At 68.1% G+C, this 23,824-nt stretch carries 23 protein-coding genes, 2 tRNA genes and 1 rRNA gene; 7 read left to right on the top strand and 19 right to left on the bottom strand.

Going from position 1 to position 23,824, the window contains the following annotated elements; genetic code table 11:
- Positions 1-554, bottom strand: a 16S ribosomal RNA gene (locus B9G38_RS06520); the annotation flags it as partial.
- A 672-nt stretch (positions 555-1,226) separates the two neighbouring features.
- Between B9G38_RS06520 and B9G38_RS06515 the strand changes: the two genes are divergently transcribed.
- A complete protein-coding gene (locus B9G38_RS06515; RefSeq protein ID WP_049932645.1) occupies positions 1,227-1,787 on the top strand; it encodes a TATA-box-binding protein in 561 nt (186 codons plus the stop codon).
- 104 nt (positions 1,788-1,891) lie between these two features.
- Here the strand turns inward: B9G38_RS06515 and B9G38_RS06510 are convergent, their stop codons facing one another.
- The 4 genes from B9G38_RS06510 to B9G38_RS06495 form a co-directional block, all read right to left on the bottom strand.
- Positions 1,892-3,097, bottom strand: a complete 1,206-nt coding sequence (locus B9G38_RS06510; RefSeq protein ID WP_086219866.1) for a Cdc6/Cdc18 family protein — start codon at positions 3,095-3,097, stop codon at positions 1,892-1,894.
- 653 nt (positions 3,098-3,750) lie between these two features.
- Positions 3,751-4,563 (bottom strand): MarR family transcriptional regulator, encoded by an 813-nt coding sequence (locus B9G38_RS06505; protein ID WP_086216991.1) that lies wholly within the window; start codon positions 4,561-4,563, stop codon positions 3,751-3,753.
- A gap of 66 nt (positions 4,564-4,629) precedes the next feature.
- Positions 4,630-6,882, bottom strand: a complete 2,253-nt coding sequence (locus tag B9G38_RS06500; RefSeq protein WP_086219865.1) for an NADP-dependent malic enzyme — start codon at positions 6,880-6,882, stop codon at positions 4,630-4,632.
- Between the two features lie 117 nt (positions 6,883-6,999).
- Positions 7,000-8,076: a hypothetical protein gene (locus B9G38_RS06495; RefSeq protein WP_086219864.1), complete on the bottom strand. Its 1,077-nt coding sequence runs from the start codon at positions 8,074-8,076 to the stop codon at positions 7,000-7,002.
- 156 nt (positions 8,077-8,232) lie between these two features.
- On the opposite strand from B9G38_RS06495, the gene B9G38_RS06490 reads away from it, so the two are divergent.
- On the top strand, positions 8,233-9,129 hold the full coding sequence (locus B9G38_RS06490) for a hypothetical protein (RefSeq protein WP_086219863.1): 897 nt from the start codon (positions 8,233-8,235) through the stop codon (positions 9,127-9,129).
- Positions 9,130-9,190: 61 nt separating this feature from the next.
- Here B9G38_RS06490 and B9G38_RS06485 read toward each other — a convergent pair whose 3' ends face one another.
- The 11 genes from B9G38_RS06485 to B9G38_RS06435 form a co-directional block, all read right to left on the bottom strand.
- Positions 9,191-9,916 (bottom strand): fumarylacetoacetate hydrolase family protein, encoded by a 726-nt coding sequence (locus B9G38_RS06485; RefSeq protein WP_086219862.1) that lies wholly within the window; start codon positions 9,914-9,916, stop codon positions 9,191-9,193.
- 54 nt (positions 9,917-9,970) lie between these two features.
- Positions 9,971-10,426, bottom strand: a complete 456-nt coding sequence (locus B9G38_RS06480) for a hypothetical protein (protein WP_086219867.1) — start codon at positions 10,424-10,426, stop codon at positions 9,971-9,973.
- Between the two features lie 197 nt (positions 10,427-10,623).
- Positions 10,624-10,980 (bottom strand): hypothetical protein, encoded by a 357-nt coding sequence (locus B9G38_RS06475; RefSeq protein WP_086219861.1) that lies wholly within the window; start codon positions 10,978-10,980, stop codon positions 10,624-10,626.
- Positions 10,977-11,258, bottom strand: coding sequence for a ubiquitin-like small modifier protein 1 (locus tag B9G38_RS06470; protein ID WP_049932629.1), 282 nt, complete (start codon positions 11,256-11,258; stop codon positions 10,977-10,979). Before B9G38_RS06470 ends, B9G38_RS06475 begins: the two co-directional genes overlap by 4 nt.
- A 62-nt stretch (positions 11,259-11,320) precedes the next feature.
- The gene (locus tag B9G38_RS06465; protein WP_086219860.1) at positions 11,321-11,704 is read right to left on the bottom strand and encodes a hypothetical protein; all 384 of its coding nucleotides are present in this window, start codon (positions 11,702-11,704) and stop codon (positions 11,321-11,323) included.
- A gap of 36 nt (positions 11,705-11,740) precedes the next feature.
- Positions 11,741-12,634 carry an alpha/beta hydrolase gene (locus B9G38_RS06460; protein WP_086219859.1) on the bottom strand — a complete coding sequence of 298 codons (894 nt, stop codon included), beginning with the start codon at positions 12,632-12,634 and terminating at the stop codon, positions 11,741-11,743.
- Positions 12,631-13,629, bottom strand: coding sequence for a phosphate uptake regulator PhoU (locus B9G38_RS06455; protein ID WP_049932625.1), 999 nt, complete (start codon positions 13,627-13,629; stop codon positions 12,631-12,633). Before B9G38_RS06455 ends, B9G38_RS06460 begins: the two co-directional genes overlap by 4 nt.
- Positions 13,630-13,824: 195 nt before the next feature.
- A complete protein-coding gene (locus B9G38_RS06450; RefSeq protein ID WP_086219858.1) occupies positions 13,825-14,772 on the bottom strand; it encodes a D-2-hydroxyacid dehydrogenase in 948 nt (315 codons plus the stop codon).
- 80 nt (positions 14,773-14,852) lie between these two features.
- Entirely contained in the window at positions 14,853-16,076 is a 1,224-nt protein-coding gene (locus B9G38_RS06445) for a cystathionine gamma-synthase (RefSeq protein ID WP_086219857.1), read from the bottom strand.
- 106 nt (positions 16,077-16,182) lie between these two features.
- Positions 16,183-16,291: transfer RNA gene (locus tag B9G38_RS06440), tRNA-Glu, on the bottom strand.
- 93 nt (positions 16,292-16,384) lie between these two features.
- On the bottom strand, positions 16,385-16,951 hold the full coding sequence (locus tag B9G38_RS06435; protein WP_086219856.1) for a peptidylprolyl isomerase: 567 nt from the start codon (positions 16,949-16,951) through the stop codon (positions 16,385-16,387).
- 102 nt (positions 16,952-17,053) lie between these two features.
- On the opposite strand from B9G38_RS06435, the gene B9G38_RS06430 reads away from it, so the two are divergent.
- The 3 genes from B9G38_RS06430 to truA all read left to right on the top strand — a co-directional run bounded on the left by B9G38_RS06430 (position 17,054) and on the right by truA (position 18,782).
- Positions 17,054-17,254 (top strand): XapX domain-containing protein, encoded by a 201-nt coding sequence (locus B9G38_RS06430; protein ID WP_086219855.1) that lies wholly within the window; start codon positions 17,054-17,056, stop codon positions 17,252-17,254.
- Positions 17,255-17,317: 63 nt separating this feature from the next.
- On the top strand, positions 17,318-17,842 hold the full coding sequence (locus B9G38_RS06425) for a universal stress protein (RefSeq protein WP_086219854.1): 525 nt from the start codon (positions 17,318-17,320) through the stop codon (positions 17,840-17,842).
- Positions 17,843-17,864: 22 nt separating this feature from the next.
- Positions 17,865-18,782, top strand: coding sequence for a tRNA pseudouridine(38-40) synthase TruA (gene truA / locus B9G38_RS06420; protein ID WP_086219853.1), 918 nt, complete (start codon positions 17,865-17,867; stop codon positions 18,780-18,782).
- A 47-nt stretch (positions 18,783-18,829) separates the two neighbouring features.
- Here truA and B9G38_RS06415 read toward each other — a convergent pair whose 3' ends face one another.
- Positions 18,830-19,363 (bottom strand): Rrf2 family transcriptional regulator, encoded by a 534-nt coding sequence (locus B9G38_RS06415; protein ID WP_086219852.1) that lies wholly within the window; start codon positions 19,361-19,363, stop codon positions 18,830-18,832.
- A 421-nt stretch (positions 19,364-19,784) separates the two neighbouring features.
- On the opposite strand from B9G38_RS06415, the gene nadE reads away from it, so the two are divergent.
- On the top strand, positions 19,785-20,774 hold the full coding sequence (gene nadE, locus B9G38_RS06410; protein WP_086219851.1) for an NAD(+) synthase: 990 nt from the start codon (positions 19,785-19,787) through the stop codon (positions 20,772-20,774).
- A 33-nt stretch (positions 20,775-20,807) separates the two neighbouring features.
- On the opposite strand, the gene B9G38_RS06405 is transcribed toward nadE, so the two are convergent.
- Positions 20,808-22,238: a M28 family metallopeptidase gene (locus tag B9G38_RS06405; RefSeq protein WP_086219850.1), complete on the bottom strand. Its 1,431-nt coding sequence runs from the start codon at positions 22,236-22,238 to the stop codon at positions 20,808-20,810.
- Positions 22,239-22,357: 119 nt separating this feature from the next.
- On the opposite strand from B9G38_RS06405, the gene B9G38_RS06400 reads away from it, so the two are divergent.
- Positions 22,358-22,428, top strand: a tRNA-Gly gene (locus B9G38_RS06400).
- Positions 22,429-22,925: 497 nt separating this feature from the next.
- On the opposite strand, the gene B9G38_RS06395 is transcribed toward B9G38_RS06400, so the two are convergent.
- On the bottom strand, positions 22,926-23,824 hold an 899-nt coding region (locus B9G38_RS06395; protein ID WP_143415379.1), incomplete at its 5' end, for a KaiC domain-containing protein.

The raw sequence follows: 23,824 nt of genomic DNA, 5'->3' as shown, positions 1-23,824 counted from the left end.
AGGTGGATTTCCCGATGGACTTGCGCGGCCAGCTACGGACGCTTTAGGCCCAATAAGATCGGCCATCACTTGGGCTGCCGGTATTACCGCGGCGGCTGGCACCGGTCTTGCCCAGCCCTTATTCTGGTACCGCCTTAGGGTACCGAAAAGCACAGGCGCTATGCCTGTGCACTTGGGATCCCCCTATCGCACTGTCGTGCAGTGTAAAGGTTTCGCGCCTGCTGCGCCCCGTAGGGCCCGGAATCTTGTCTCAGATTCCGTCTCTGGGTTCTCACTCTCATGACCCATACCGATTATTGGCACGGTGGGCCGTTACCCCACCGTCTACCTAATCGGCCGCAGCCACATCCTTCGGCGCCGGAGCGTTTGGCATACCACTCATTCCAGTGGTGGTATGGTATACACTATTAGCCTCAGTTTCCCGAGGGTATTGTGTTCCGAAGGGTAGTTTGGCCACGTGTTACTGAGCTATTCGCCACGAGTCTGAACTCGTGCGACTAGCATGGCTAAATCGGATCCCAATAGCAATGGCCTCCGGCAGGATCAACCGGAATGAATATCCTTCAGGCCTGATTCCCGGCCTGAAGGGGGTGTTGGCGGGTGTCAACTTCGGTTGAGACGAAGGTTGACACACCATTGCATTGGTCTGTGTGGTGTCCGGTCCATCCAGCGGCTTGGATGACACCGAACGACCACGGCTCACATCAGATCGCCGCTTACGCCGGAGCGCAGGGGGTGCGATCCTCATCGGGTGAGTCGGATGAACCGACTCTGCGAAACCGGGCCGAGTTGAATGGCCCGAGTCCGCGGTGCGTTCTTCGCGTTTCAACCGAACGGGCTTATACACTTAAGCACGTCGGAACGCTTCGACCGGCCGCGTTGGCGGCCGGCCGGTGCCCCCCCCCGTCGGGGGCTCCTCGCACTCATTCGAATGCCCGGGTTGTATTTAACCCCGTCGAAGCGTCGGCCCCACGTCATGCGGTTTCATGGAGCAGTTTACAACGAGCTGATCCAGTAGGGAGATTTGGTATCGGCAGGATCTCGCGACACTGGGCGATACGATCGGAACGTCTGAGAGCCGAACGTATCAGAAGTGTATCATGGAATCCAGGTTGCGGCGGCGGCCTCACGCGCGCGCAGGACAGGACACTATGTGCGGTGTGGGGCAGTTGGCCATTTATACCACGGGCGTTTATAAGGGAGGGGGACACATATAAAAGCGAACGATGACGAACCCTGCAGACTCGATCGAGATTCAGAACGTTGTTGCATCGACGGGTATCGGTCAGGAGCTCGACTTGGAGGCGCTCGCAGAGGATCTCCCGGGCGCAGATTTCAATCCCGACAACTTCCCCGGCCTCGTCTACAGGACTCAAGAGCCGAAGGCGGCCGCGCTCATCTTCCGGTCGGGGAAGATCGTCTGTACGGGTGCCAAGAGCATCGACGACGTCCACGACGCGCTCGGGATCATCTTCGAGAAGCTTCGGGGCCTCCAGATCCCGGTCGAGGATGATCCGGAGATCACCGTTCAGAACATCGTGTCGAGCGCGGACTTGGGGCACAACCTCAATCTCAACGCCCTCGCGATCGGGCTCGGTCTCGAAGACGTAGAGTACGAGCCGGAGCAGTTCCCCGGGCTCGTCTACCGGATGGACGAACCCGAGGTCGTCATCCTCCTCTTCGGAAGCGGGAAGATCGTCATCACCGGCGGTAAGCGGACTGACGACGCCGAGGAAGCCGTCGAGGAGATCGTCGAGCGGATCGAAGGACTCGGCCTGCTCGGCTGACGCGGGCGAATCGATCGGTCTGTGCGGGGCCTCGTCGCGGCGACGGCACGGTGCTCGTCGTAGAGCGGTGGCGGGGGGACCGTCGGGTGGCCGAACCGACTCGATCAGCTCTCGGCTTCATCCTCGGTAAGGACCTCTTTGACGACGCTCGGGTCCTCGAGGAGTTGGTGCTTCGTGTAGCTTCCTTCGGCGCTACCGCCGCTGTGTTTCGACTGTTCGATGATGTCGAGGAACGCGTGCTCCTTCAGGAGGTCGCGGACGCGCCGTAGCGAGAGGCTATCGGATCCCTCCTGCCGGCAGATGTTCTCGTAGATTTCGTACACGCGGCTCGTGCGGAATCCGTCCTGACGACCGTTCGAGAGCGACAGTAGCGCGAGCGCCTGAAGCACGTACCTCGAGTGCGGGGTGGACCCGCGAATGAGTTCGCGGAATCGGTCGGTCTCGGCTCGCTCGCGCGCCTGCGTGACGAACTCCTCACGAACAGTGGGTTCGCCGTTTGCCTGTGCGATCTCGCCCGCGTACCGGAGGATGTCGATAGCCTTCCGCGCGTCGCCGTGTTCGCGCGCCGCCAGCGCGGCGGCGCGCGGGATCGTCGAGGGTTCGAGAACGGCGTCGTGGAACGCGTCCGCCCGCGCCTGCATGATTTCCCTGAGTTGGTTCGCGTCGTACGGCGGGAAGACGAACTCGCGCTCACAGAGGCTCGATTTGACGCGCTCGTCCATCCGGTCTTTGTACTGGATCTTGTTGCTGATGCCGACGACGCCCAACTTACAGTCGGTGATCTTTCCCGCCTCGCCAGCGCGGGACAGTTGCATCAGGATGGCGTCATCATCGAGCTTATCGATCTCGTCGAGCAGGATCAAGACGACGTCGTACCGCTGGTCGAGGATCCGCCAGAGTCGCTTGTAGTACGTGGACGTAGAGAGCCCCTTATCGGGGACGTTGATCCCGGTTTCCTCGGGGTCGTTGACACCCTCGGCGATCGTCTGGACCGCTTGCGTCTCGGTGGTGTCCTGCGCGCAGTCGACGTAGGCGAACGTCGCCGTAACGCCCTCCTCGCTCGCGGTCGAGACGAGTCGCTTGGAGACGTACTTCGCGCACAGGGACTTCCCGGTGCCCGTCTTCCCGTAGATGAGGACGTTGCTCGGGCTCTGGCCGAAGATGGCCGGATTGACCGCCGTCGCCAGATCGGCGATCTCGTCGTCGCGGCCGACGATACGTCCCTCGCCCGGCAAGTGACTGATCTCGAGGAGTTCCTTGTTCGCGAAGATAGGGTCCTCCCTCGTGAAGAGGTCGTCCGCTGCGTCCATGAGGGAGACACCGTGTTTCCGGTGAAATGCGTTCTGTTTCGCGGCCACGTTCGGAGCGGAGCGAGGGACGGGTCGGTGGAGAGAGACACACACCGTGTTTCCGGTGAAAAGGGTGGTCGACCGTGGGGTGGCGGGCGGGGGAAGTACTCACGGAGTGAGCCGGCATGTGACGCGCTCCAACGCATGGAGTGATCGGGCTCATAGAGTAATTCGGCTGGGATGAGTGAGCGGAGAAGAGACAACCGTTGGAAAATTCGGGGATACGGGTGTGGAGAGGTCAACGGACACTGTCTGAGGAGACTGTTTCACCGGAAACGAGGTGTTCGCTGAGTGCCTCAGGCGGGCCGACCAACAGGGGGGAGACCGTGTTTCCGGTGAAACTCAGGCTTCAGATGGGGTGCGGGCTTCCAACGAAGTGCGAGCTCTCAGTAGAATAGTAGTTTCCGGTGAAACGCATGTATCGCGCGGCAAGCTGTTGCTCACTTCGCTTGGCGAGCTTTACTCTGATGTAGGATATAAATCCTGTTGTTCTATATCGGTCAGATAGATAACTAAACCGCCCACAGCGAAGTCGCTCCCACCCAAGATAGCCCCATTTCACCGGAAACACGGTGTGTCTCACCGTACGAAACCACAGCGACCGACGTACCGACCTACGGTGTGAGAGAGTCGCGGACCTCATACCGAACGCCGTCTTCACGGAGTCGCGTCGTGTGGCGAGAAAGCTCGTCGGTCGAAACGAGCAACAGCACGTCCAAGCCCCGGAGGGCGGCCTGAGACACGCCCGTCGCCGAACCGAATCGGATGTCCGGCCGGAGCCCGGTCCGCGTCGCGAGCGCGTAGGCTTCGGTCCCACCGACCGCGATCAGATCCGCGTCCGCGGCGCGACCCGTGATGACCTCGGGAGACGGCGGACTTCCTTCGGTCACCGCCGGGACAGACACGACCGTCACCACGCCCGGGTCGTACTCGACGACCCCCTCGAAGTCGGTGACGCCGACCGCCTCTCCGGCCTCACCGCCGGTGACGACGACCGCTGTCGCCGATCCCCCCTCCGGGACGGCGTGTAGCACGCCGTCGCGCATCTCCAGCCCGACGTCGTCACCTTCCGCAACCGCGTCGGTCGCCACGGCGGCGTCGACGTCGACGCTTCCCAGAACATCGTCGGACACACGAGACACGAAGTCCGAGAGGGCGTCGGTTCGCGTGATTATCCAGTCGACTCCCTCTTTGGTCACCTCGTACCGACCTCGACCGCGTTTCTCCACGAACCCTCCGTCGACCAAGTCGCGGACGTAGTCGCTCACCGCCTGCGAGGTCACACCGATGACGTCCGCGATCTCCTCTTGGCTCACCGCCGGCTGCCGCGCGGCGATCTCGACGAGAACCCGGTAACGAGTCGCGTCGCGCCTGTTATCCAGAACTCGCGGCCCGGCCGGCTCGTCCGGATCCTCGCTCGTTCCCATACCACCGATGTTGTAGTCGGAAACAAGTAAAATTGGTGTCCCGGCGTCCACGGTACACCCGGCGAGCTACTCTTGGGCGTCCACGACGGCGACGCTCGCAAGGTTGACGATATCCTTCACCTCGTCGCCACGCTGGAGGACGTGGACCGGCTCGTCCATGCCGACGAGCATCGGTCCGATGGCCTCGGCGCCCCCGAGCCGCTGAAGGAGTTTGTATCCGATGTTCCCGGCCTCGAGGTTCGGGAACACGAGGACGTTGGCCGCCTCGTCGAGTTCGGAGAACTCGTAGGTCCCGTTGAGGATGTCGTCGACGACCGCGGTGTCGGCCTGCATCTCCCCGTCGACCGGGAAGTCGACCACGTCGTCGGACTGTAGGATGTCGACCGCGTCGCGCGGCTTCCGCGTCCCCTCGTTGTCGACGCTCCCGAAGTTCGAGTACGAAAGCATCGCGGCGCGCGGTTCGACGTTGAACCGTCGCGCGAGGTCCGCCGTGTGTCGCGTGACCTCCGCCAGCGTCTCCGCGTCGGGGTCCTGATTGACGGTCGTGTCCGCACAGAAGATCACCCGGTTCTTGAAGGTGAGCATGTACACGCCGGCGACGGTGTCCGTGTCGGCCGCCGAACCGACTATCTGGAGGGGCGGCCGGAGCGCGGACGGGTAGTGGTGCGTGAGCCCGGTGAGCATCGCGTCGACGTCGCCGGTTTCTACCATCACGCTCCCGAGGTAGTTGGTGTCCCGTTTGACCAAATCGTCGGCCTCGCGTTTGGTGATCCCCTTGCGCTTTCGGAGCTCGTACAGCCGCTCGCCGTATCCGGAGACGTCCCGCTCGTCCGGGTCGACCACCTCGGGGCGGAACGAGAGCCCGAGCTCGGACGCGGTCCGGGAGATGGTGTCGGCGTCGCCGAGCAACACCGGCTCCGCGATCCCCTGCTCGGAGAGCTGGTAGGCCGCGCGGATCATCTTCTCGTCGGTGCCCTCCGCGAGCGCGATCCGCTTCGGGTCGCTTTTCGCCTTGTTCAACACGACCCGCATCATCTCGCGGGACTTCCCCAGGCGAGCCTCGAGGCGCTCGCGGTACTGGTTCAGATCGATCTCCGTCCTGGCCGATCGGGACTCCATCGCCGCCTCCGCGACGCGCGGCGCCACCTCGAACAGCACCCGCGGATCGAGCGGCTTCGGAATGACGTAGTCGGGACCGAACTGGAGCGGGTCGTCGCCGTATGCCTTCACGACCGCGTCCGGAACGTCCTTGCGCGCGAGGTCGGCTAGCGCCTCCGCGGCGGCCGCCTTCATCTCCTCGTTGATCTCGGTCGCACGCACGTCGAGCGCCCCGCGGAACAGGAAGGGGAACCCGAGGACGTTGTTCACCATGTTCGGGTAGTCGGACCGACCAGTCGCCATGATCACTGTGTCGTCCCGGGCGTCCTTGGCGTCCTCGTAGGTGATCTCCGGGTCGGGGTTCGCCATCGCGAAGATGATCGGGTCCGCGGCCATCGAGCGGACCATCTCCTGCGAGACGATACCCCCGACGGAGAGCCCGACGAACACGTCTGCGCCGTCCATGGCGTCCGCGAGATCGCCGTCTTCGATGGGGGTGGCGAACTGGCTTTTGTACTCGTTGACGTCGCCGGCCGCCACCCGCTCTTCGGTGATGATCCCGGAGGAGTCGCACATTGTGATGTTCTCTTCGCGCGCCCCCAGCGAGACGTAGAACCGGGCCGTCGCGATGGCCGACGCGCCGGCGCCGGAGAAGACGATGTCGAGCTCCGAGAGGTCCTTATCGGAGATGTCGACCGCGTTCATCAGCGCCGCGCCGGAGATGATCGCGGTGCCGTGCTGGTCGTCGTGGAACACCGGGATCTCCATCTCCTCGCGGAGCCGCTCCTCGATCTTGAAACACTCCGGGGCCTTGATGTCCTCGAGGTTGATGCCGCCGAACGTCGGCTCCATCGCCTTCACGGCCTCGCAGAACGGGTCGACGGCGTCGATGTCGAGCTCGATGTCGAACACGTCGATGTCGGCGAACCGCTTGAACAGCACCCCCTTCCCTTCCATCACGGGCTTCGAGGCGGCCGCGCCGATGTCACCGAGCCCGAGGACGGCCGAGCCGTTCGAGACGACCGCGACGAGGTTCCCCTTCGCCGTGTACTCGAAGACGGACTCCGGGTCGGCCGCGATATCGCGGCACGGCGCCGCGACCCCGGGGGAGTACGCCAGCGAGAGGTCTCGCTGGGTGTTCGTCGGCTTCGTCGTCTCTATCTCGATCTTTCCGGGCGGCTCCTGCCGGTGATACTCCCGGGCGTCGTCGTCTAGTCCCATGTCTTTCTCCATTCGTGAACGGAGTAAAAAGGTATGCGATGGTGTCGAGTGTGTGATTCGACGTTCGACGATCCCGCTGGGAGGTTGAGAGCCTTGACACCCGGCAACGACCGTCGATCAATCACCGATCGACTTCGAGTCGCCCCGAGCGACGAGCGTCGGCGCGAGCGGCGCCAACTCCGGCCCGATACCGGCGAGCGTCGAGACTTCGTACGCCGTCAGGTACGTTCGCGCCACGATGAGGATCGGAAGCGAGAGAACCACGACGGCGGCGATCGCGCAGAGCAGGGTGGTCGCGAGAACGATCGTCCCCGGTGTCGTCCCGACGAGCGCCTCGACGCCACCGAGCGGGACCGCGGCGAGCACCAGCACGACGAGGCCGACCGCGGCGACCACCCCGCCGACGGAGGCGACTGCGACGGCCCGGACGATCCCGGCGCTCGCCGCGACGACGGCGTGAACCGCGAGGTAGAGGACGACTTGGTCCCAGGCTCCGCGGAGCGACCGCCAGACAGCTCGCCACCCGGCGAGTACGCCGACGTCGCGAGCGGCCATCGTCGGCGCGACGAACTCGAACGTGAGCCGGGAGCCGACGGCCGCGAACAGCGCGGAAACGGCCGCGAACAGTGCGAGCCCGCCGATCACTGCCGTCGCGATCGTCGACGATCCGGCGAGGCCGCCGAACGGGATCTCGATAGCACGCAACGCGGCGGGGTCGACGGCGACGACGAGCGCGACCGCCGGTATCGCCGCGGCGACGGCGAGCGACGCCGAGAACGCGAGCATCCCCAGGGCCTGCCGGAACCGTTCGCGGAACGGTCGCCAGAGCGCGACCTCGGCCGTCGCGAACGCGTCGTAGAGGGCGAGTCGAAACGCGAATGAACACGCGACGAGGCCGAGCGCGACGAACGCCGCGCCGACGGCGGCCGCGGCGAGAAGCGCACCGTCGAGGCCGAGGACGCGCTCGGAGTCCGGCAGTACCGATCCGGACGCGGCGACCTCGGTCCACGCGCCGACTCCGGCCGCCGAAACGCCGATCGGCGACGGACCCGCGTACGACACTCCGACACTCCCGCCCGCCATCGCGAACGCGAGGACCGCCAACTTCGCCCAGCGCACCGCCTCGAAGGGGAAGAGGAACCGACGCGTGGCGTCGACGGCGCGGTCAGGCGCTTCGACGGCGTACCAACTCATACCGACCGTTGGCGGGAGGGGATGAAATAAACTGGCACCTGGCCGGTCGGCGAGTCGATCGTCCGCTTCGCGACCGCTCCACCGGCGAACGCCCGTCTCCCGAGCCCGGGCTGCCGACCCGCAGTCGTTTAGGGCGGACGCGACGAAGCCGCACGCATGAAAGTTCGCGGCGAACGCGAGTGCCAGTCCTGCGGCACGCGGTGGTCGTACTACGAGACGGGTTCCGTCGCCTGTCCGAGCTGCGGCGACCTGCGGAGCGTCGGCGTCGACGCCCGTACCGCACACACCGACACGCCGGTCGCGCTCGACCTCGCCGCCCACCGGGAGCGGTTCGGCGACGCGCCCGGAACCCTCCCTCAGTCGGGAGTCGACGAACTCCAGTCCGACCTCCGGGAGTACTGCCGGAAGCGCGGGTTCATCGACGGCGGACGCCTCGCGTCGCTCGACGCGACCTATCTCGCGGCCCGCGAGCTGCTGGAGGCGGTCGACTGCTTCGAGCGACTGCGCGACCCGACCGACGCCGACCGGGAGTACCTCCTCGCGCTGCTCGCCGGCGCCGACGACGGCGAGCGCCCGCCGACGGACGAGGTCCCGACCGCGCTTCGCGAGGCACGGGGGATGGCGGCCGTGCGCGCGGCGGAGGCGTATCGCAGCGACGCGCTCGACGTCCTCGACGAACTCGACTTCCTCGACGAACCCGAAGCCGGCGACGAACCCGAAGCCGGCGACGAACCCGAAGCCGGCGACGAACAGGGGGGAACGGAACACCTCGACGCCGCCGGGAACGACGGATCTCCGACGGTCACCGTCGACGGGGACGATCCCGGGTCCAGGGTCGCTCCCGCCCGCGACGCGTTCGAGCGCCTCCGGGACCGCGTCGCGCGCGCTGACGCGCTCGGGGGCGACGTGCCGCCCGCGACCGCGGACGCCCTCGTCGAGGCGGCCGACGCGCTCGGCGAGTACGTCCGGACCGGCGACGAGGCGAAGCTAGAAGCGGCTAACGGCCTCCTCGATGACGCGATCGCCGACGATCTCGGTCCCGCTGGACGCTGAGGCGAGGGCGCCGGCGCTCACTCTGTAGAACCGATCGTCGTTTCGGCCGAACTGATCGGCGTCACTCCGCTCCCGACGCGACCACCCGATTCGAGAGCGTCCCGACGCCCTCGTAGGAGATCTCGACGCGCTCGCCGGGGTCGACGAGCCCGGGGTTCGCCGGACTGCCGAACGCGACACAGTCGCCGGGCTCGAACGTGAACCGCTTCGAGAGGTACGAGACGACCTCTCGGGGACCGAACAGCATCAGTTCGGTGGTCGCGTCCTGTCGCACCTCGCCGCCCACGGTAGTCTCGATGTCGATATCCGTCGGGTCCACGTCGGTCTCGATCCACGGGCCCAGCGGCGCCGACCCGTCGAACGCCTTCCGCGCGGTCCGGCCCTGCTGGTCGAGCGCGTCGACGTCGTTCAGTATCGTGTAGCCGCGGACGACCTCCGGGACGTCCTCGGGGGCGAGATCCCGGCACCGTTCGTCGAGCACGGCGACAAGTTCGCCGGCGTACGTCAGCTCGTCGGTCCACTCTGGATATCGGATTTCCTCGCCGTGCGCGAGCAGGCTCGTCGGGGGCTTGATGAAGAAATCCGGCTCCTCGGGCCGTTCGTAGTCCATCTGGTCGAGCGTCTCGGCGTAGTTCCGGCCGACGCAGTACAGCGCGGTGGGGTCACACGGCGGGAGCAGTCGGCCGTCGCGGCCGACCTCGTACCGGCCGTCGTCGGCGACGACTGTGCCGTCGTCGTATCGGCCGACCACGGGACCGTCCGGCGTGAGCAGTCGAGCGAGTCGCATACAGGCACCTCTGCGCTGCGGTTCGAAAAGGCGTCGGTGGCGGCACGGCCCGGATCAATCGTCGCTGTCCGCCTCACGACTACCGTCCGCCTCACGACCGGTATCCTCCTCACGACTACCGTCCGCCTCACGACCGGCATCCTCCTCACGACCGCCGTCCCCATCTTCGTTGAGACCGATGACGACGGCCGACCGGATTTCTAGGGCGGCGTCGAACTCCGCCCGGCGACCGCTCCCGGCCCCGAGCCGTTCGACCGCGGCCTCGTGCGCGCGGACGACGGCGTCGCGCTCGCGCTCGGAGAGCCCGACGCGCTCGGCCACCTCGTCCCAGTGGTCCGGCTGGACAAGGAACGTCTCGCGCCCCGGCTCGGCCTCGATCTGCTCGTACCCCCGGCGATACGCATCGATTCTGGGGCCGAGGTCGGCTTGGACGCGCGCGAGGAGCGTCGGCACGCGCGCAGCGGGCACACTCGCAAGCGCGGTCGTCTTCACTAGCGCTGTCCCCTCGATGGGGTACGTCCCCGGGTCCCGGTCAGTGTCCGTTCCACGACCGTCGGTACCCGCTCTGCGGTCGTCGGCCTCGCCGTCGGCGTCCGCTCCACGACCGTCGGCGTCCGCTCCATGACCGTCGACCTCGCCGTCGGCGTCCCCTTTGCGGCCATCGGCGTCCTCTCCGTGGTCGCCGGACTCGCTGTCGTCGTCGGACATCACCCGCCGGCGCGCATGGCCTTCTGCCGGTATTTCGGGAGGAGGCCACCGAGGGCGTCCGGGTCGCCCGCGAACTCGGCGGTCACCTCCGTGATCTCGATCGCGGCCGCGGCGGTCACCTTCTCGGCGCTGAGGGCCGCCCGCCAGCCGTCGCCCTCCACGCTGGTCGCCTCCGCGGGCTCGTCGGTTCCGACGAGTTCCCCGCCCAAGTTCCTGAGGTAATGGGCGGCGAGCCGCCGAGAGATACCGCGGTACGCGACCGTCTCGCGCTCCCACCCCTCCTCGGCCGGCGGGAGGCCGGAAGCGTCCGCGTCGTCGACCACGTCCTCGGCGGTCGCCGAGCCGTCGTCGCTCATGCGCCCCCCGCGACGGGCGGGAACACAGAGAGCCGGTCCCCGTCCGCCATCGGTGTGTCGAGCCCGTCGAGGTGGAGCACCTCGCGGCCGTTCTTCAGGACGTTGATCTGCGGGGCGAGGTCCCCGTCGGCGATCAGTCGGCCCTCCATCCCCTCGTACTCCGACTCCAGTTCGCGCAGCACGTCGCCGACGGTCGCGGCGTCGGCGAACTCCGCGTTCACCGTCTTCCCGCCGGCGGCCTCGCGAAACGTCGCGAAGAACCGCAGTTCCAGTTCCATACCCGTACGTCGGGTCGCGGCGGGTTAAAAGCGGTCGGCCACGGAAGGCGACGGTCGCTTGGTCACAGGTCGGAGAGGCGAATCCCGTCCTCGACCAGCCGGAAGTTCCGTTCGCGGTCGAGGTCGTCGGCGAGCCACTCGTGGTCGTACAGCTGGCCGATGAGCTCGAGGTAGAGGTTCCGCCACGCGATCGCGTAGATCGGCGACTGCCCCCACGCGCGTAGCTCCGGGACGAACTCGTGGTAGGTGCTCGCCTGCGACTCCATGCGCTCGACCGCGTCGGCGACGACCTCGGCCGCCTCGTCGGGGTCGGCCTCCTCGAGCGCCTCGTTCAGTCGCGACTGGATCCCCGCGATGGCGCGCCGCATGTCCTGCTCGGCGGTCCCCTCCTCCTCCGGAAGCGACTCGATGACGCCCCTCGGCACGCCGAGTTCGATCTCTGGCATGGGATCCCCTCGGGGGAGCGCGCTCAAAAAACCCGCTCACCCGGCAACGACGAGCACGGCGGAACCGGGCGACCGCGGGCCACGGTCGGCGACCGACCACGCGCCGCGGTCCGGAACTAATCGCGGCTCGACACTGCGGGTCGCCGCGCCCCCTTCCGAGAGCCACGTCCCGGTCGCGTTCCCGACCGCCTCCCGGCTGGCGTCGGGCGACAGCGACGCGGGACCGTCGCCGCGCTGCGGGCCGTAGGCCCCGAACCCGGCGTGGTTGACGCCGTCGAGTTTCACGATCCGCGCGTCCGCCGGGAGGTTCGCCCGCGACGCGCGCTCCCGTTCGGCATCGATCACGCCGTCCGCGCCGCCGAGCACCGAGAGCGCGTCGAGGCCGCTGTCGGAGACGTCGCGGTCGCAGTACGCGGCGTGGAGGACGAGCGCCTCGTAGGCCGCGGCGTTCTCGGCGGCGTGCCGGCAGGCCATGGCACCGCCGAGCGAGTGGCCGCCGACGGCCCAGACGCCGACCTCCGGGTGACGCTCGCGCACGCGATCGGCACGGTCCGGCGCGAGGACGGCGAGGTTGAGGGGAGCGTCCACCACGACGACGAGCGCGATCCGGTCGGACGCGGCGACGATCTCGGCGGCGGTGGGGACGTAGCTCTCGTGAGCCACCCGCGCGCCCGGGTAGTAAACGAGTCCGACGGTCGACGCCGTCACCGGTCCGTCGCGGACCGCGGTCCCGACCGCCGTCCGGTCGACGGTTATGTCCGGGTCCGCCTCGACCGCCGCAACCGCGTCCGCGTCCGGTCCCATACCGTTGGCGAAGTACGCGGCGGCGCCGCCGCCGACGATCGCGACGAAGAGGACGATCGCACCGCCGGCGACCGCGAGCCGCCGGGGTCCGGGGAGTCGGTGAGCGATCCCCTCCGCTTCCCTCACGGCGTCGGCGCGGCCTTCTGGAGGGCCGTCTCGGCGATGTTCCCGCCGTAGTCGGCCGACCGGAGGACCGAGTCGACGACGAGCCCGAGCAGTTGCGCGCGGGTGGGGTCGAGGTCGCGGAGGACCTCGTCGATGGACCTGACGCGCTCGTCGATCGCTCTGACGCCGGTTCTCGCCTCGTTCGCTCGTCGGGTAGCCGCCTCGGTGTCGTCGTCGAACAGCGCGTCCATCGCGGTGTCGATCACGTCGACCGCGTCGCCGTGGAGGTCGTTCACCGCCTCCACGACGTCGTCGGGAAGCGGGTCCTCGATGTTCAGGGTCAGGTGCGCGATCTTCGTCGCGTGGTCGCCGATCCGCTCTAACTGGCGAGCGCTGGAGTGGTAGTCGAAACACTCCTCGCGGGGGAGCCCGAGCTCCTCGGCCGCCTTCGGCGTTCGCAGCGTCGCGCGGAAGATCCGCGAGACCACGAGCCACAGCCGGTCGAGGTCGTCGTCGCGGCCGATCACGTCGCGCGCGAGGTCGTGGTCGCGGTCGGCGAGCGCGGTGATCGCGTCTTCGAGCATCGACAGCGAGATCAGCCGCATCCGCGTGACCGCGTTGTGGATCGAAAGCTCGGAGGAGTCGAGGAGGTCCTGGACGACGACGCGGTCCCGCGTCTCCTCTAACACCTCCAGGCCGACGAGGCTCTGGACCGCGTCGCGGATCGTCGAGCGCTGCTCGGTGGTGATCTCGGCCGCCTCCAGTTCGATGACGTCGAAGCCGCTGACGTACATCGTCGTCACCGCCCGCTGGAGGGCCTGCCCGGACAGGTCCGCGATGTCGAGCGTCCCCCGCATCCGCTCGTCCTCCGACCGCGGGGTGAGAAACAGGGAGTCGCCGTCGGGGTGGAACTCGATCTCCGTCCCGGCCTCGACGTCGTTCTCAGTCGCCCACGTCTTCGGAATCGAGACGGTGTACGTCGAGCCGCCGGTGACTTGGACCTTCCGCGTTTCCATACCCGACCCTCCGGAGCGGAACACCTTAATTTTGATCAAAATATATACTGCCGAACACCGAGCGAGACATCTGTCGTCAAATAGCCCGCAAAACGGCAGTGAAGAATGCCTAAGGCCGATAAATAGAGAAATAATTTTACTATATATACCTACACTTCAGTATTGATACGACCGGCGTGTTTTCTCGGTGTCGTCTCAGACCACGCGGTTACGGAGTTCGTCACCGGCGTTCAACCGCGCGACGTTGTCGGCGAGGATATCCGCGACGCGTTCGTAGTACTCGGGGGTGTGGCCAGCGTTGTGCGGCGTGATCGTCGCGTTCGACAGCCCCCACAGCGGGTGGTCCTCCGGGAGCGGCTCCGGGTCGGTGACGTCCAGCGCCGCGCCGCGGATACGGTTGTTCCGGAGCTCCGTCACCAGGGCATCCGTGTCGACGATTGGCCCCCGAGCGATGTTGACGAGGACGGCGTCGGCCCGCATCGTCCTGAGCGCGTCGGCGTCGACCAGCCCCCGCGTCGTCTCCGTGAGTGGACAGGCCAAGACGACGTACTCCGCCCCGGTGACGGCCTCGTGAAACTCGTCGAATCCGTACACATCGTCGGTCGGCCCGCCCTTCTCCGGAGAGTAGCGGACGCCGACGGTGTCGACGTCGAACGCCTCTAAGCGGTCGACGACGGCCCGTCCGATGGCGCCGAGCCCGACCACGGAGACGGTCGAGTCGTACAACTCCGTCGTCTCGTAGGTGCGCCACTCCCGGCGGGTCTGCTGCCGGTACGCCCGGTGGAACTGTCGCGCGTGCGCGATCATCGAGCCGACGACGTGTTCGGCGATATTCGGTCCGTGGACGCCCGAAGCGTTCGTCACGGCGATTCCGTGGTCCGCGAGCAGGTCGCGCGGCAGGTGGCCCGTCCCCGCGAACACGCAGGCGAACAGCTCCAGCTCCTCCGCGGCGGCGAGCAGCTCCTCGTCGACGTTGAGCCCGACGGCGACCCGCGCCGTCCGGATCAGCTCCAGTTCCTCCGCGGGCGTTCGCGCTCGCGCGACCGTCGCGTCGGGGAGCCGCTCGCGGATCGCCGACGCCAGTTCGTCGGGGCCCAGCCCGTGGATCGTCTGTCGAAGCACCAAGACGTCTGGATCGCTCATGGGGGCTGTCTCGCCGGGACCGATAAAAATGGTGTCAGTCGCTCGGTGACCGGCGGAGCGCCGAACCCCGTCGGGGCGGGCTACGACAGCGCCGCGTCGAACGCCGCCCGGAGGTCCGCCTTCATGTCGTCGACGTGTTCGATCCCCACCGACACCCGGATGAGGCCGTCGGTGAGCCCGGCCGCGATCCGCTCCTCACGCGGGATGGCAGCGTGGGTCATCGCGGCGGGCTGCTCGATCAGGCTCTCGACGCCGCCGAGCGACTCCGCGAGGGTGAACACCTCCGTCTCGCTTACGACCGTCGACGCCTCTTCGAGGGTGCCGTCCAGCTCGAACGACAGCATGCCGCCGAAGTCGTCCATCTGCGCGGCCGCCAGCTCGTGGTCGGGGTGCGACTCCAACCCGGGGTAGTAGACGCGCTCGACCGCGTCGTGTCTCTCCAGCCACTCCGCGAGCGCCATCGCGTTCTCGCAGTGTCGGTCCATCCGGACGGGGAGCGTCTTCGTCCCGCGGAGGACGAGGAACGCGTCGAACGGGCCGGGCGTCGCGCCGACGGAGTTCTGGTAGAAGCCGAGCCGCTCGTCCAGTTCCTCGTCGTCGACGATCAGGGCGCCGCCGATGGTGTCCGAGTGCCCGCCGAGGTACTTCGTCAGCGACTGGGAGACGATGTCGGCGCCGTGTTCGAGCGGGCGCTGGAGGTACGGCGTCGCGAACGTGTTGTCGACCGCGCAGAGCGCGTCGCCCTCGTGGGCGATGTCGGCGAGCGCGCCGATGTCGTTGACGTTCATCAGGGGGTTCGTCGGCGTCTCGACCCAAACCAGCTCGGTCTCCTCGCGCATCGCCGCCCGGACCGCGTCGTGATCGGTCGTGTCGACGAACGTGGTGTCGATGTCGTACTCGTCGTACACCTGCGTGAGGATGCGGTGGGTCCCCCCGTACACGTCGTCGCCGGCGACGACGTGGTCGCCAGCCGAAAGCAGGTTGAGGACGGTGTTGATCGCCCCCATGCCGGAGGAGAAACAGCGCGCGTGGCTGCCCGACTCCAGCGAGGCGAGGTTCGCCTCCAGGTCGCTCCGCGTCGGGTTCCCGGTCCGGCTGTACTCGTAGCCGCGGTGGTCGCCCGGCCTGTCCTGCTCGTAGGTGGAGTTCGCGTGGATCGGGGTCATCAACGCCCCCGTCTCCGGGTCGGGCTCCTGTCCGGCGTGGATCGCGAGGGTCTCGAACCGGTGCTCGTCGGGGGCGCCGGCGTCAGGGTCGCTACCGGCGTCGTCGCCGCCACCGCCGTTCTCGGGTGTATCGCTCATGGATACGCGTCGTCGCCGAGGAAGGTGATTCTTCCCATTCGGGCGGTCGGGGAGGTAGCGACGCGCCGCTCAGAGAAGGAGACGCGCCGCTCGCGGTGATAATGGATGCTCGGTCAGGGATTTGAACCCTGGTCGTCGGCTGACTTCCGAACCGGCGCCGAGGCGCCGCGTCCGTCGAAAGGCCAACATGATTGGCCGGACTACACCAACCGAGCGTGAACGGTGCTTACGTCGGGGACAATTTAACTCTTCTCAACTCCCCGCAGCGTGCGACGGTGACGCACGCAGTCGGTGCGGAGGCGAAACCGTTACTCGTCGACGTCGACGCGCTCGATCTCGACGGCCTCGCGGGGGTCGTCGTTGCGCCCGGTCGGCACGCCGCCGATCTCCTCGACGACGTCCATCCCGTCGATGACATGCCCGAAGACGGCGTGCTTGCCGTCGAGGTGCGGGGTCGCGTCGAGCGTGATGAAGAACTGCGAGCCGTTCGTGTTCGGGCCGGAGTTCGCCATCGACAGGATCCCGGGTCCGTCGTGGGTGAGGTCGTCGTGGAACTCGTCGTCGAACTCGTAGCCGGGGCCGCCGCGGCCGTTCTCCATCGGGTCGCCGCCCTGGATCATGAAGTCGTCGATGACGCGGTGGAAGACGATGCCCTCGTACAGCGAGTCGCCGCGGACCTCGCCGCTCTTGGGGTCCTCCCACGTGTTCGTCTCGGGCGCGGGCTCCGCGTCGGCCGCGGGGTCGTGACGCGCCAGCCCGAGGAAGTTCTCGACCGTCTTCGGCGCGCGATCGGCGAAGAGCTCGACGACGATGTCGCCGTGGTTGGTCTGAAGCGTCACCTGCGGGTTGTCGGGATCGGAAACCTCTGATGCCATGTCCGCAAGGAAGGGCGCCCGTCGGAAAACCCTGCCCATCCGCGCGGGTCGTCCCCGGCCGCGAACACCGCAGTTATAAGCGAACGCCGCGGACGCGTCGACATGAGTTCGACCGCGGTCCTGACCGTCGCCGCGCTCGTCGTCGGGGTGACGGTCGGCGCGCTGTTCGCATTCCTCCGCGTTCCGATCCCCGCGCCCCCGGAGCTGCCGGGCGTGATGGCGATCGCCGGCATCTACCTCGGTTTCAAGCTCGTCGGCTACGCCGGCGTCGGGTTCGACCTGCTGGACGCGCTCGGGCTGTGACGCCCCCGCCCCGGACCACCGACGGCCGGTATCGTTTTCCGGCGGGCGCGAGCAGTACCGCGTATGTACGACCAGATCCTCCTCCCCGTCGCACCCGGCGGCGAGGCGAACGACGCGATCCCGCACGCGGCCAGCCTCGCCGAGCGATACAGCGCGACCGTCCACGTCGTCTCGGCCGCCGACACCGCGGTCGACACGCTCGCCGGGCCGCGGACGGGCGCGTTCTCCGACCGCCTCGTCGACGCGGCCGAGGAGCGGGTGGAAGCGGTGACCGCGGAGCTGGAGGAAGCCGGCGTCGAGACGGTCGGCGACGTCGTCCGCGGCGAACCGCTGGACTTCATCGAGAACGCGATCGAGGACGGCGCCGACCTCGTCGTCATGCCGAGCCACACTCGACAGGGGATCCGACGGCTGCTCCTTGGGAGCGTCACCGAGAAGGTCGTCCGCGTCGCGTCGGTACCGGTGGTGACCGTTCCGATGACCGAGCCGACGGACGAAGGGGATCGGGAGCCGGCGGATCAGGCGGATCGAGAGCCGACCGACGACGGCGACGCGACGGGCGGACGCGGGGCGTCGGACAGGCAGTGACGGCCGCGCCGAGCGAACGCCCATGACGGACGCGTCGAACGGCCGCGAGACCGTCACGCGCGCCTTCCGGGTCGCGTACGACGGGCGAGAGTACGCCGGCTTCCAGCGACAGCCGCACGCCGAGACGGTGGCGGACGCGCTCCTCGAAGCGCTCGCGGACCACGGCGTCGTCCAGCGCGGCGACGGGGCGACCCACGCCACACCCCCCGGCTACGCCGCGGCCGGGCGGACCGACGCCGGCGTCTCGGCGGTGGCCCAGACCGTCGCCTTCGAGGCGCCGACGTGGCTCACCCCCCGCGCGTTCAACGGGCACTTACCGGGATCCGTCCGCGTGTGGGCCGCCGCCGACGTCGGAGAGGAGTTCCACGCGACGCACGACGCGGTCCGCCGGACCTACCGGTACCACCTCTACGCCCCCGCGGTCGACGGGGGCGGTTCGACCGACGCCGCGCGATCGGATCCCGAACACGCGGTCGACGACGACCGACTCCGGGACGCGCTCGCGCGGTTCGACGGCGAACACGACTTCCACAACCTGACGACAGACGAGACGGGCACGGTCCGCGACCTCGACGCGCGGGCGGCCCGCGCGGGCAACGCGCTCGTCGTCGAACTCTCGACGGACGGATTCCCGCGGGCGCTCGTCAGGCGGGTCGTCGCCGCGGTCCGGGCCGTGGGTCGCGGAACGGCCGACCCCGCATGGATCGAACGGCTGCTCGCCGCCGACCCGATCCCCGGCGAGCGGGGGGTCGGCCCCGCGCCGCCCGAACCGCTCGTGCTGTGGGACGTGCGCTACCCCGACGTGACGTTCGAGGTCGACCGCGAGGCCGCCCGGAGCGCGCGGGTCGCGTTCGGCGAGCGACACCGCGACGCGCGTCACGCCGCCGCCGCCACCGGCGCGGTCCGCGACAGGCTGTTCTCGGCCGCCGAGGAAGAGTGAGCTCGGCGGCCGTGGAGGGACGATCCGGACCGCCGAGGCCGCGGCCGTCAGGCCGCCGATCCGCCCGCCGGCGTCTCCATGCCGTCGACGCGGACCAGCAGGGTGTTGCCGTCGACGTTCGTCGCGTCGACCACGCCAGAGTGCCGCAGCCCGGTGGCGGGCGTCGGCCCGACGGTCACGTGGTCTCCCGCGTCGAACGGGCCGACGGGACCGCGGATCACGAGTTCGGCGCGACACAGTTCCGGATTGGCGACGCTCGACAGGTCTATCTCAGCGACGGTGACGTCCTCGACGGGGATGCCCTCGCGCTCCACCGGGGTCGTCGCGGCGTCGTCTAGCCGCTCGATGTCGAGGGCGTCGTACGCCCCGTCGGTCGGGATGTATCCGCCGTCCGGCCCGGCGACGCCCTCGACGAGTCCGAGGGTCCGGAGGCTACCCATCCGGTTCCGGACCGTCCCCGGGTTGCGGTCGATCGCGTCAGCGATCTCTCGCCCCTGTACTGGGTCGTCCCCTCCTTCCGCGAGGTTCACGAGCGCAGTGAGCATCCGGCTTTGACTTGAACTCAACTCGATTTCTGACATACACAATTCGATGCGCAACTTCCTGATAAGTGTTGGTATATAACGTCATTATATGCTTACGAGACCCACTAAACCGTGTTATTTCTGGAAAATACTGCGATTACTACTTCAGATATGCGGTAACGGAAAAACAACCTCTCGCTAGATACTATTCTCGAATATTTTTAATTCTTGTCCCAGTTGAAGTTCTTTATTTTTGTAATTATGGTCGATTGTGCGCCGTTCAGAGTAACTTTGTACTAATTCCTTATACTATCTACACCGCAAGTATTTACCGCCGAAGCCGGAAGCGGCGGGCAACTGATGACGAATCAACGCGACGTTTGTCACCGCTCGCAGGGACACCCCGTCACTCCGCGACGGCTCACCGGCGGTGTAAATCGGCAGAGAACGCGGACGAGGGACCAAGCGGAGGGCGTCGATGGCTGACCGCGAGTCGGCGTTCGAGTCCGACGGGGCCGTCTCGGCCGGTCGGTCGGCGGAGGCGGGTGCCCGACAAGTGACTCGGTCCGATCCGAGCTCCGAGTCGCTGCCTCGCGCGCTGCTCCCGGACCGGGATCCCGCGGTCGAACGCGACCGCGTCCGGTCGTTCCTCGCCGAGCGGGTCGACGCCGCGGCCGCCGACGGCGTCGTGGTGAACATGAGCGGCGGGCTCGACTCGACCGTGACCGCCGCGCTCGCCGTGGAGGCGCTCGGTCCCGAGCGCGTGTACGGGCTGATACTCCCGTGTAACAAGGTCGGCGCGCCCCACGCACGGGACGCCGAGGCGCTCGCGGCGGCGCTGGGTATCGAACACGACACGGTTCACCTCCAGCCGCTGTTCGCGCAGTTCGGCGCGGTCGTCCCCGATTGCTTCGACCTCCACGACGAACCGGTCCGATCGGGGAACGCGGTCGCTCGGCTCCGGATGACCGTCGCCTACCTCGCCGCCAACGCGACGAACCGCCTCGTCTGCGGCACCGCCAACCGGAGCGAACTGCTCTTAGGCTACCTGACGAAACACGGTGACGGCGCGGCCGACGTGTTCCCGCTGGGACACCTGTACAAGTCTGGCGTCCGTGCCCTCGCGGCCGAACTCGACGTGCCGGAGTTCGTCGTCGAGAAGCCACCGACGGCCGGGTTCCTCCCGGACCAGCGGGACGCCGACGACCTCGGGGCGCCCTACGAGGTCGTGGACCCCGTCCTCCACCTCGGCGTCGACCGCGGACTGGACTCCGAGTCGGTCGCCGAGCGAATCGCGGCGACCGTCGCCGAGGTCGACCGAACTGCGGACGACGACGGCGGCGAGGGCTCCGCTGCCGCCGTACTCGCCGGGATCGACCGCGACCTCGTCGCGGACCTGCTCGCCCGCCACCGCGCGACGGCGCACAAGCGACTCCCGCCGCCGACGCCGGACGGGGACATGGAGTGACCGAGCGGTCGGGACCGGCCTACGCCGCCCCGTTCAGTCCCAGTCGCTCGGCCAGAGGTCGGCCGCGCGCATCCCCGTCTCGAAGTCGGCCTCGCGGAAGGCGGTCACGAGTTCGTCGCGGTCGAGGCGGGGGAGGTCGCGCTCGGGCGCCGCGAACTCGGCGACGAGCAGGGCGGTCAGCATCGCGTGTTCGCGGACGTTCCGGTCGTCGACCTTGTCGCGGGTGTCCGCGTGGGTGTGGCCCCACCCGCGCCCGCGGTCGCCGGAGTCGCTGTGGAGCTGGAGCGCCGGTACGCCGCGGCGCACGAACGGCCACTGGTCGGAGAACGGGTGCGGCTGCGCGTCGACCTCGATCGGCTGGCGCGTCGCGGCCGACACCGCTTCGGCCACCGACGCGGCCGCCGTGGAGGCGTGTGCGAGCGCGATCAGGTCGCGGAACCGTCCCGCGCCGTCGACGTTGACCACGCCCTTCACGGAGTCCAGATCCACGCGCTCGGCGAGGTGTTCCGCGCCGAGCAGGCCGACCTCCTCGGCGCCGACCGCGACGACATCGACGCCGAGCGGGAGGTCGGCGCCCGCGATGATCTCGGCCGCGGTCGCGACCGTGGCGATGCCGCAGCCGTTGTCGAGCGCCCCCTCCGCGATGTCGTGGGCGTCGTAGTGAGCGAGCAGGAGGACGCGCTCGTCGGTGTCCGGACCGGCGCGACCGATCACGTTGCGGCTCTCGCCCGGCGTCGTCGACGCCTCGACCGACAGCTCGGCCTGCGCGACGGCGCCGGAGCCGCTCGGTCCGGCCCCCCCGCCACCGACCGCGTACTCACGGAGCCACGCGCCGGTCTCCTTCGAAACGCCGACCGCGACCGCCTCGGCCTCCTCGCCGAACGTGAGCGACCCGGTCGGCGGCAGCTGCCCGTCGAGGTGGTTGACGAACACGAAGCCGACCGCGCCCGCGTCGACCGCGTAGCCGAACTTCTCCATGCGATGGACGAACCGCCCGCCCTCCGGGGTGGTCGTCGAAGCGACCGCGATCCGGCCCGCCACGTCGCGCTCGTCGATCTCCGCCGGGGTGCCGTACCCAACGTCGACGAGCTCGCCCGAGACGCTCCCCGCTGGCGAGTACGGGAGCGCGAGGGCTTCGAACGACCGCGTGGTCGGCTCGCCGTCCCGACCGGAGACGGTCACGTCGAGCGACGCCGACCCGCGCTCCCACGCCGGGAGGTCGAACGGCTCCGTGCGAACGTCCGCGAGCCCCGCGCGCTCGAAGGCGTCGGCGACGAGGTCGGCGCCCCGGGCCTCGCCCTCGCTGCCGGCCATCCGGCTCCCGATCGCCGTGAGGTCGGTGAGGAACCGCCACGGCTCGTCGTCGGTCCACGTCGATCCGAACGCGGGGGCGAGTTCCGCGGCGCGGTCGCGCACACGGTCGACCGCGTCGGTTCGCCTCTCGGTTGCTGCGTCCTCGGCCATGGGCGTGCCTCCGTCGGTGACGGCTTAAGACTGTGGCTCGCGGCACTGGGCGGCGGCGAAGTGAGCCCCGCCCGGTGAAACGCTACGTTCAAGTGGGACGGTCGGGTATCTCGATTTGAGCACCGTTGGTCCAGTGGTAGGACATTAGCTTCCCAAGCTAATAGCCCGGGTTCAATTCCCGGACGGTGCATCCGGACGCTTACGCGGCTGTCTTCCGCATTTCCCGCGGCGCTACAGCGTGAAATGGGTCACTGAAGCAGTACGGTAACACCGATACTCTCCTGTTTGGCCCCGTACCGAACGATCACTTTCTCTCCGGGCACTGATCCCGGGTTATACCGCATTTATACACACGTTCGTTTAAAAATAACCGACCGCGGATCTGCGGTGAACACCTCCAAAGTCCCAACCGGGAGGACGACGCACGCTCGCTTCGCTCGTTCCTGCGGCGCTTGCGTCGCCTGCGTCGTCCTCCCGGCTGCCCCTTTGAGATCCCCCGCACCGCGCCCCTCGCCGACCTCGTCAGTCGCCCTCCGCGTTGCTCCGGGCGAGTGACTCCCTCGCACGCGCTCCTCGCGGCCGCCGGTGCGGCCACTCGGAGGCGCGCGCTACCGCGGTACTCCGGACATGTATAAGCAATCGCCGCGGCGACGCGTGTCGGTCTAGATACCTCGTCGCCCGGGCCGCTCAGAAGATGTTCGCCTGGTCGTACACTGAGATGCCGGTGTCGGTGATGTCGTACGGCTTCGTCTCGCGGGAGTGGTTCGCGTCGCGGATCTTCTGGATCTCGACTGCGAGCCGCGTCTCGCGGAAGTCCGACGCGCGGACGTACTGGAGGACGAAGACGGCGTCCGTCAGGTACTCCACGATCCCGTGTCTGGACGCGTACTGCGTCTCCTCGCTCGCCTCCGATGTGAGCAGGGTCGTCACGCCCGCCTCCTTGAGCGAGCGCGTGAAGCCGAACACCTCCGAGCGGCGCTTCGCGGGGTGGTCGTACATCATCTCCAGCAGCGAGACGGAGTCGAGCACCAGCCGGTCCGCGTCGAACTCGGCGATGAGCCGGACGAGGTCGTTCCGGATCGACGACAGCGAGTTGGCCATCTCGATCGGGTCGATGGCGACGACTGCGAGGCGGTCCTCGGCCGCGTGCTCGCGGAACGACCACCCCTTCTCGGCCGCCGTGTCGAGGATCGACTCCCGGGTCTGTTCGAGCGTGATGTAGATCCCCTTCTTCCCCGATTCGAGCGCGTGGTTGAGGAACTGGAGCGCGAACGTCGTCTTCCCGGTTCCGGCGCCGCCGATGACCGACAGCAGCGACCGGCTGGGGACGCCCCCGAGGATCATGTCGTCGAGCCCCTCGATCCCGATGTCGGTCCGCTCGATCTCCGACTCGAACTCCTCCGGGTCGACGTCGAAGTCGGTCGTTCCGCCGCCGCCCGCCTCGCCGCCGAGGTCCCCGAACCCGAAGTCGTCGTCGCCGGCGCTCGCGGCGCCGCGGTAGCCGCCGAACGGGTCGGCGCCCCCGCCACCCCCCGCGCCGCGAGCGCCGGCGACGACGACTTCGGGTTCGGGGACCTCGGCGGCGA

It is taken from the genome of Halorubrum sp. SD612 (assembly GCF_002135005.1).
Note: the sequence above shows the minus strand (reverse complement) of the source record. Positions and strands in the feature narration are given on the sequence as shown.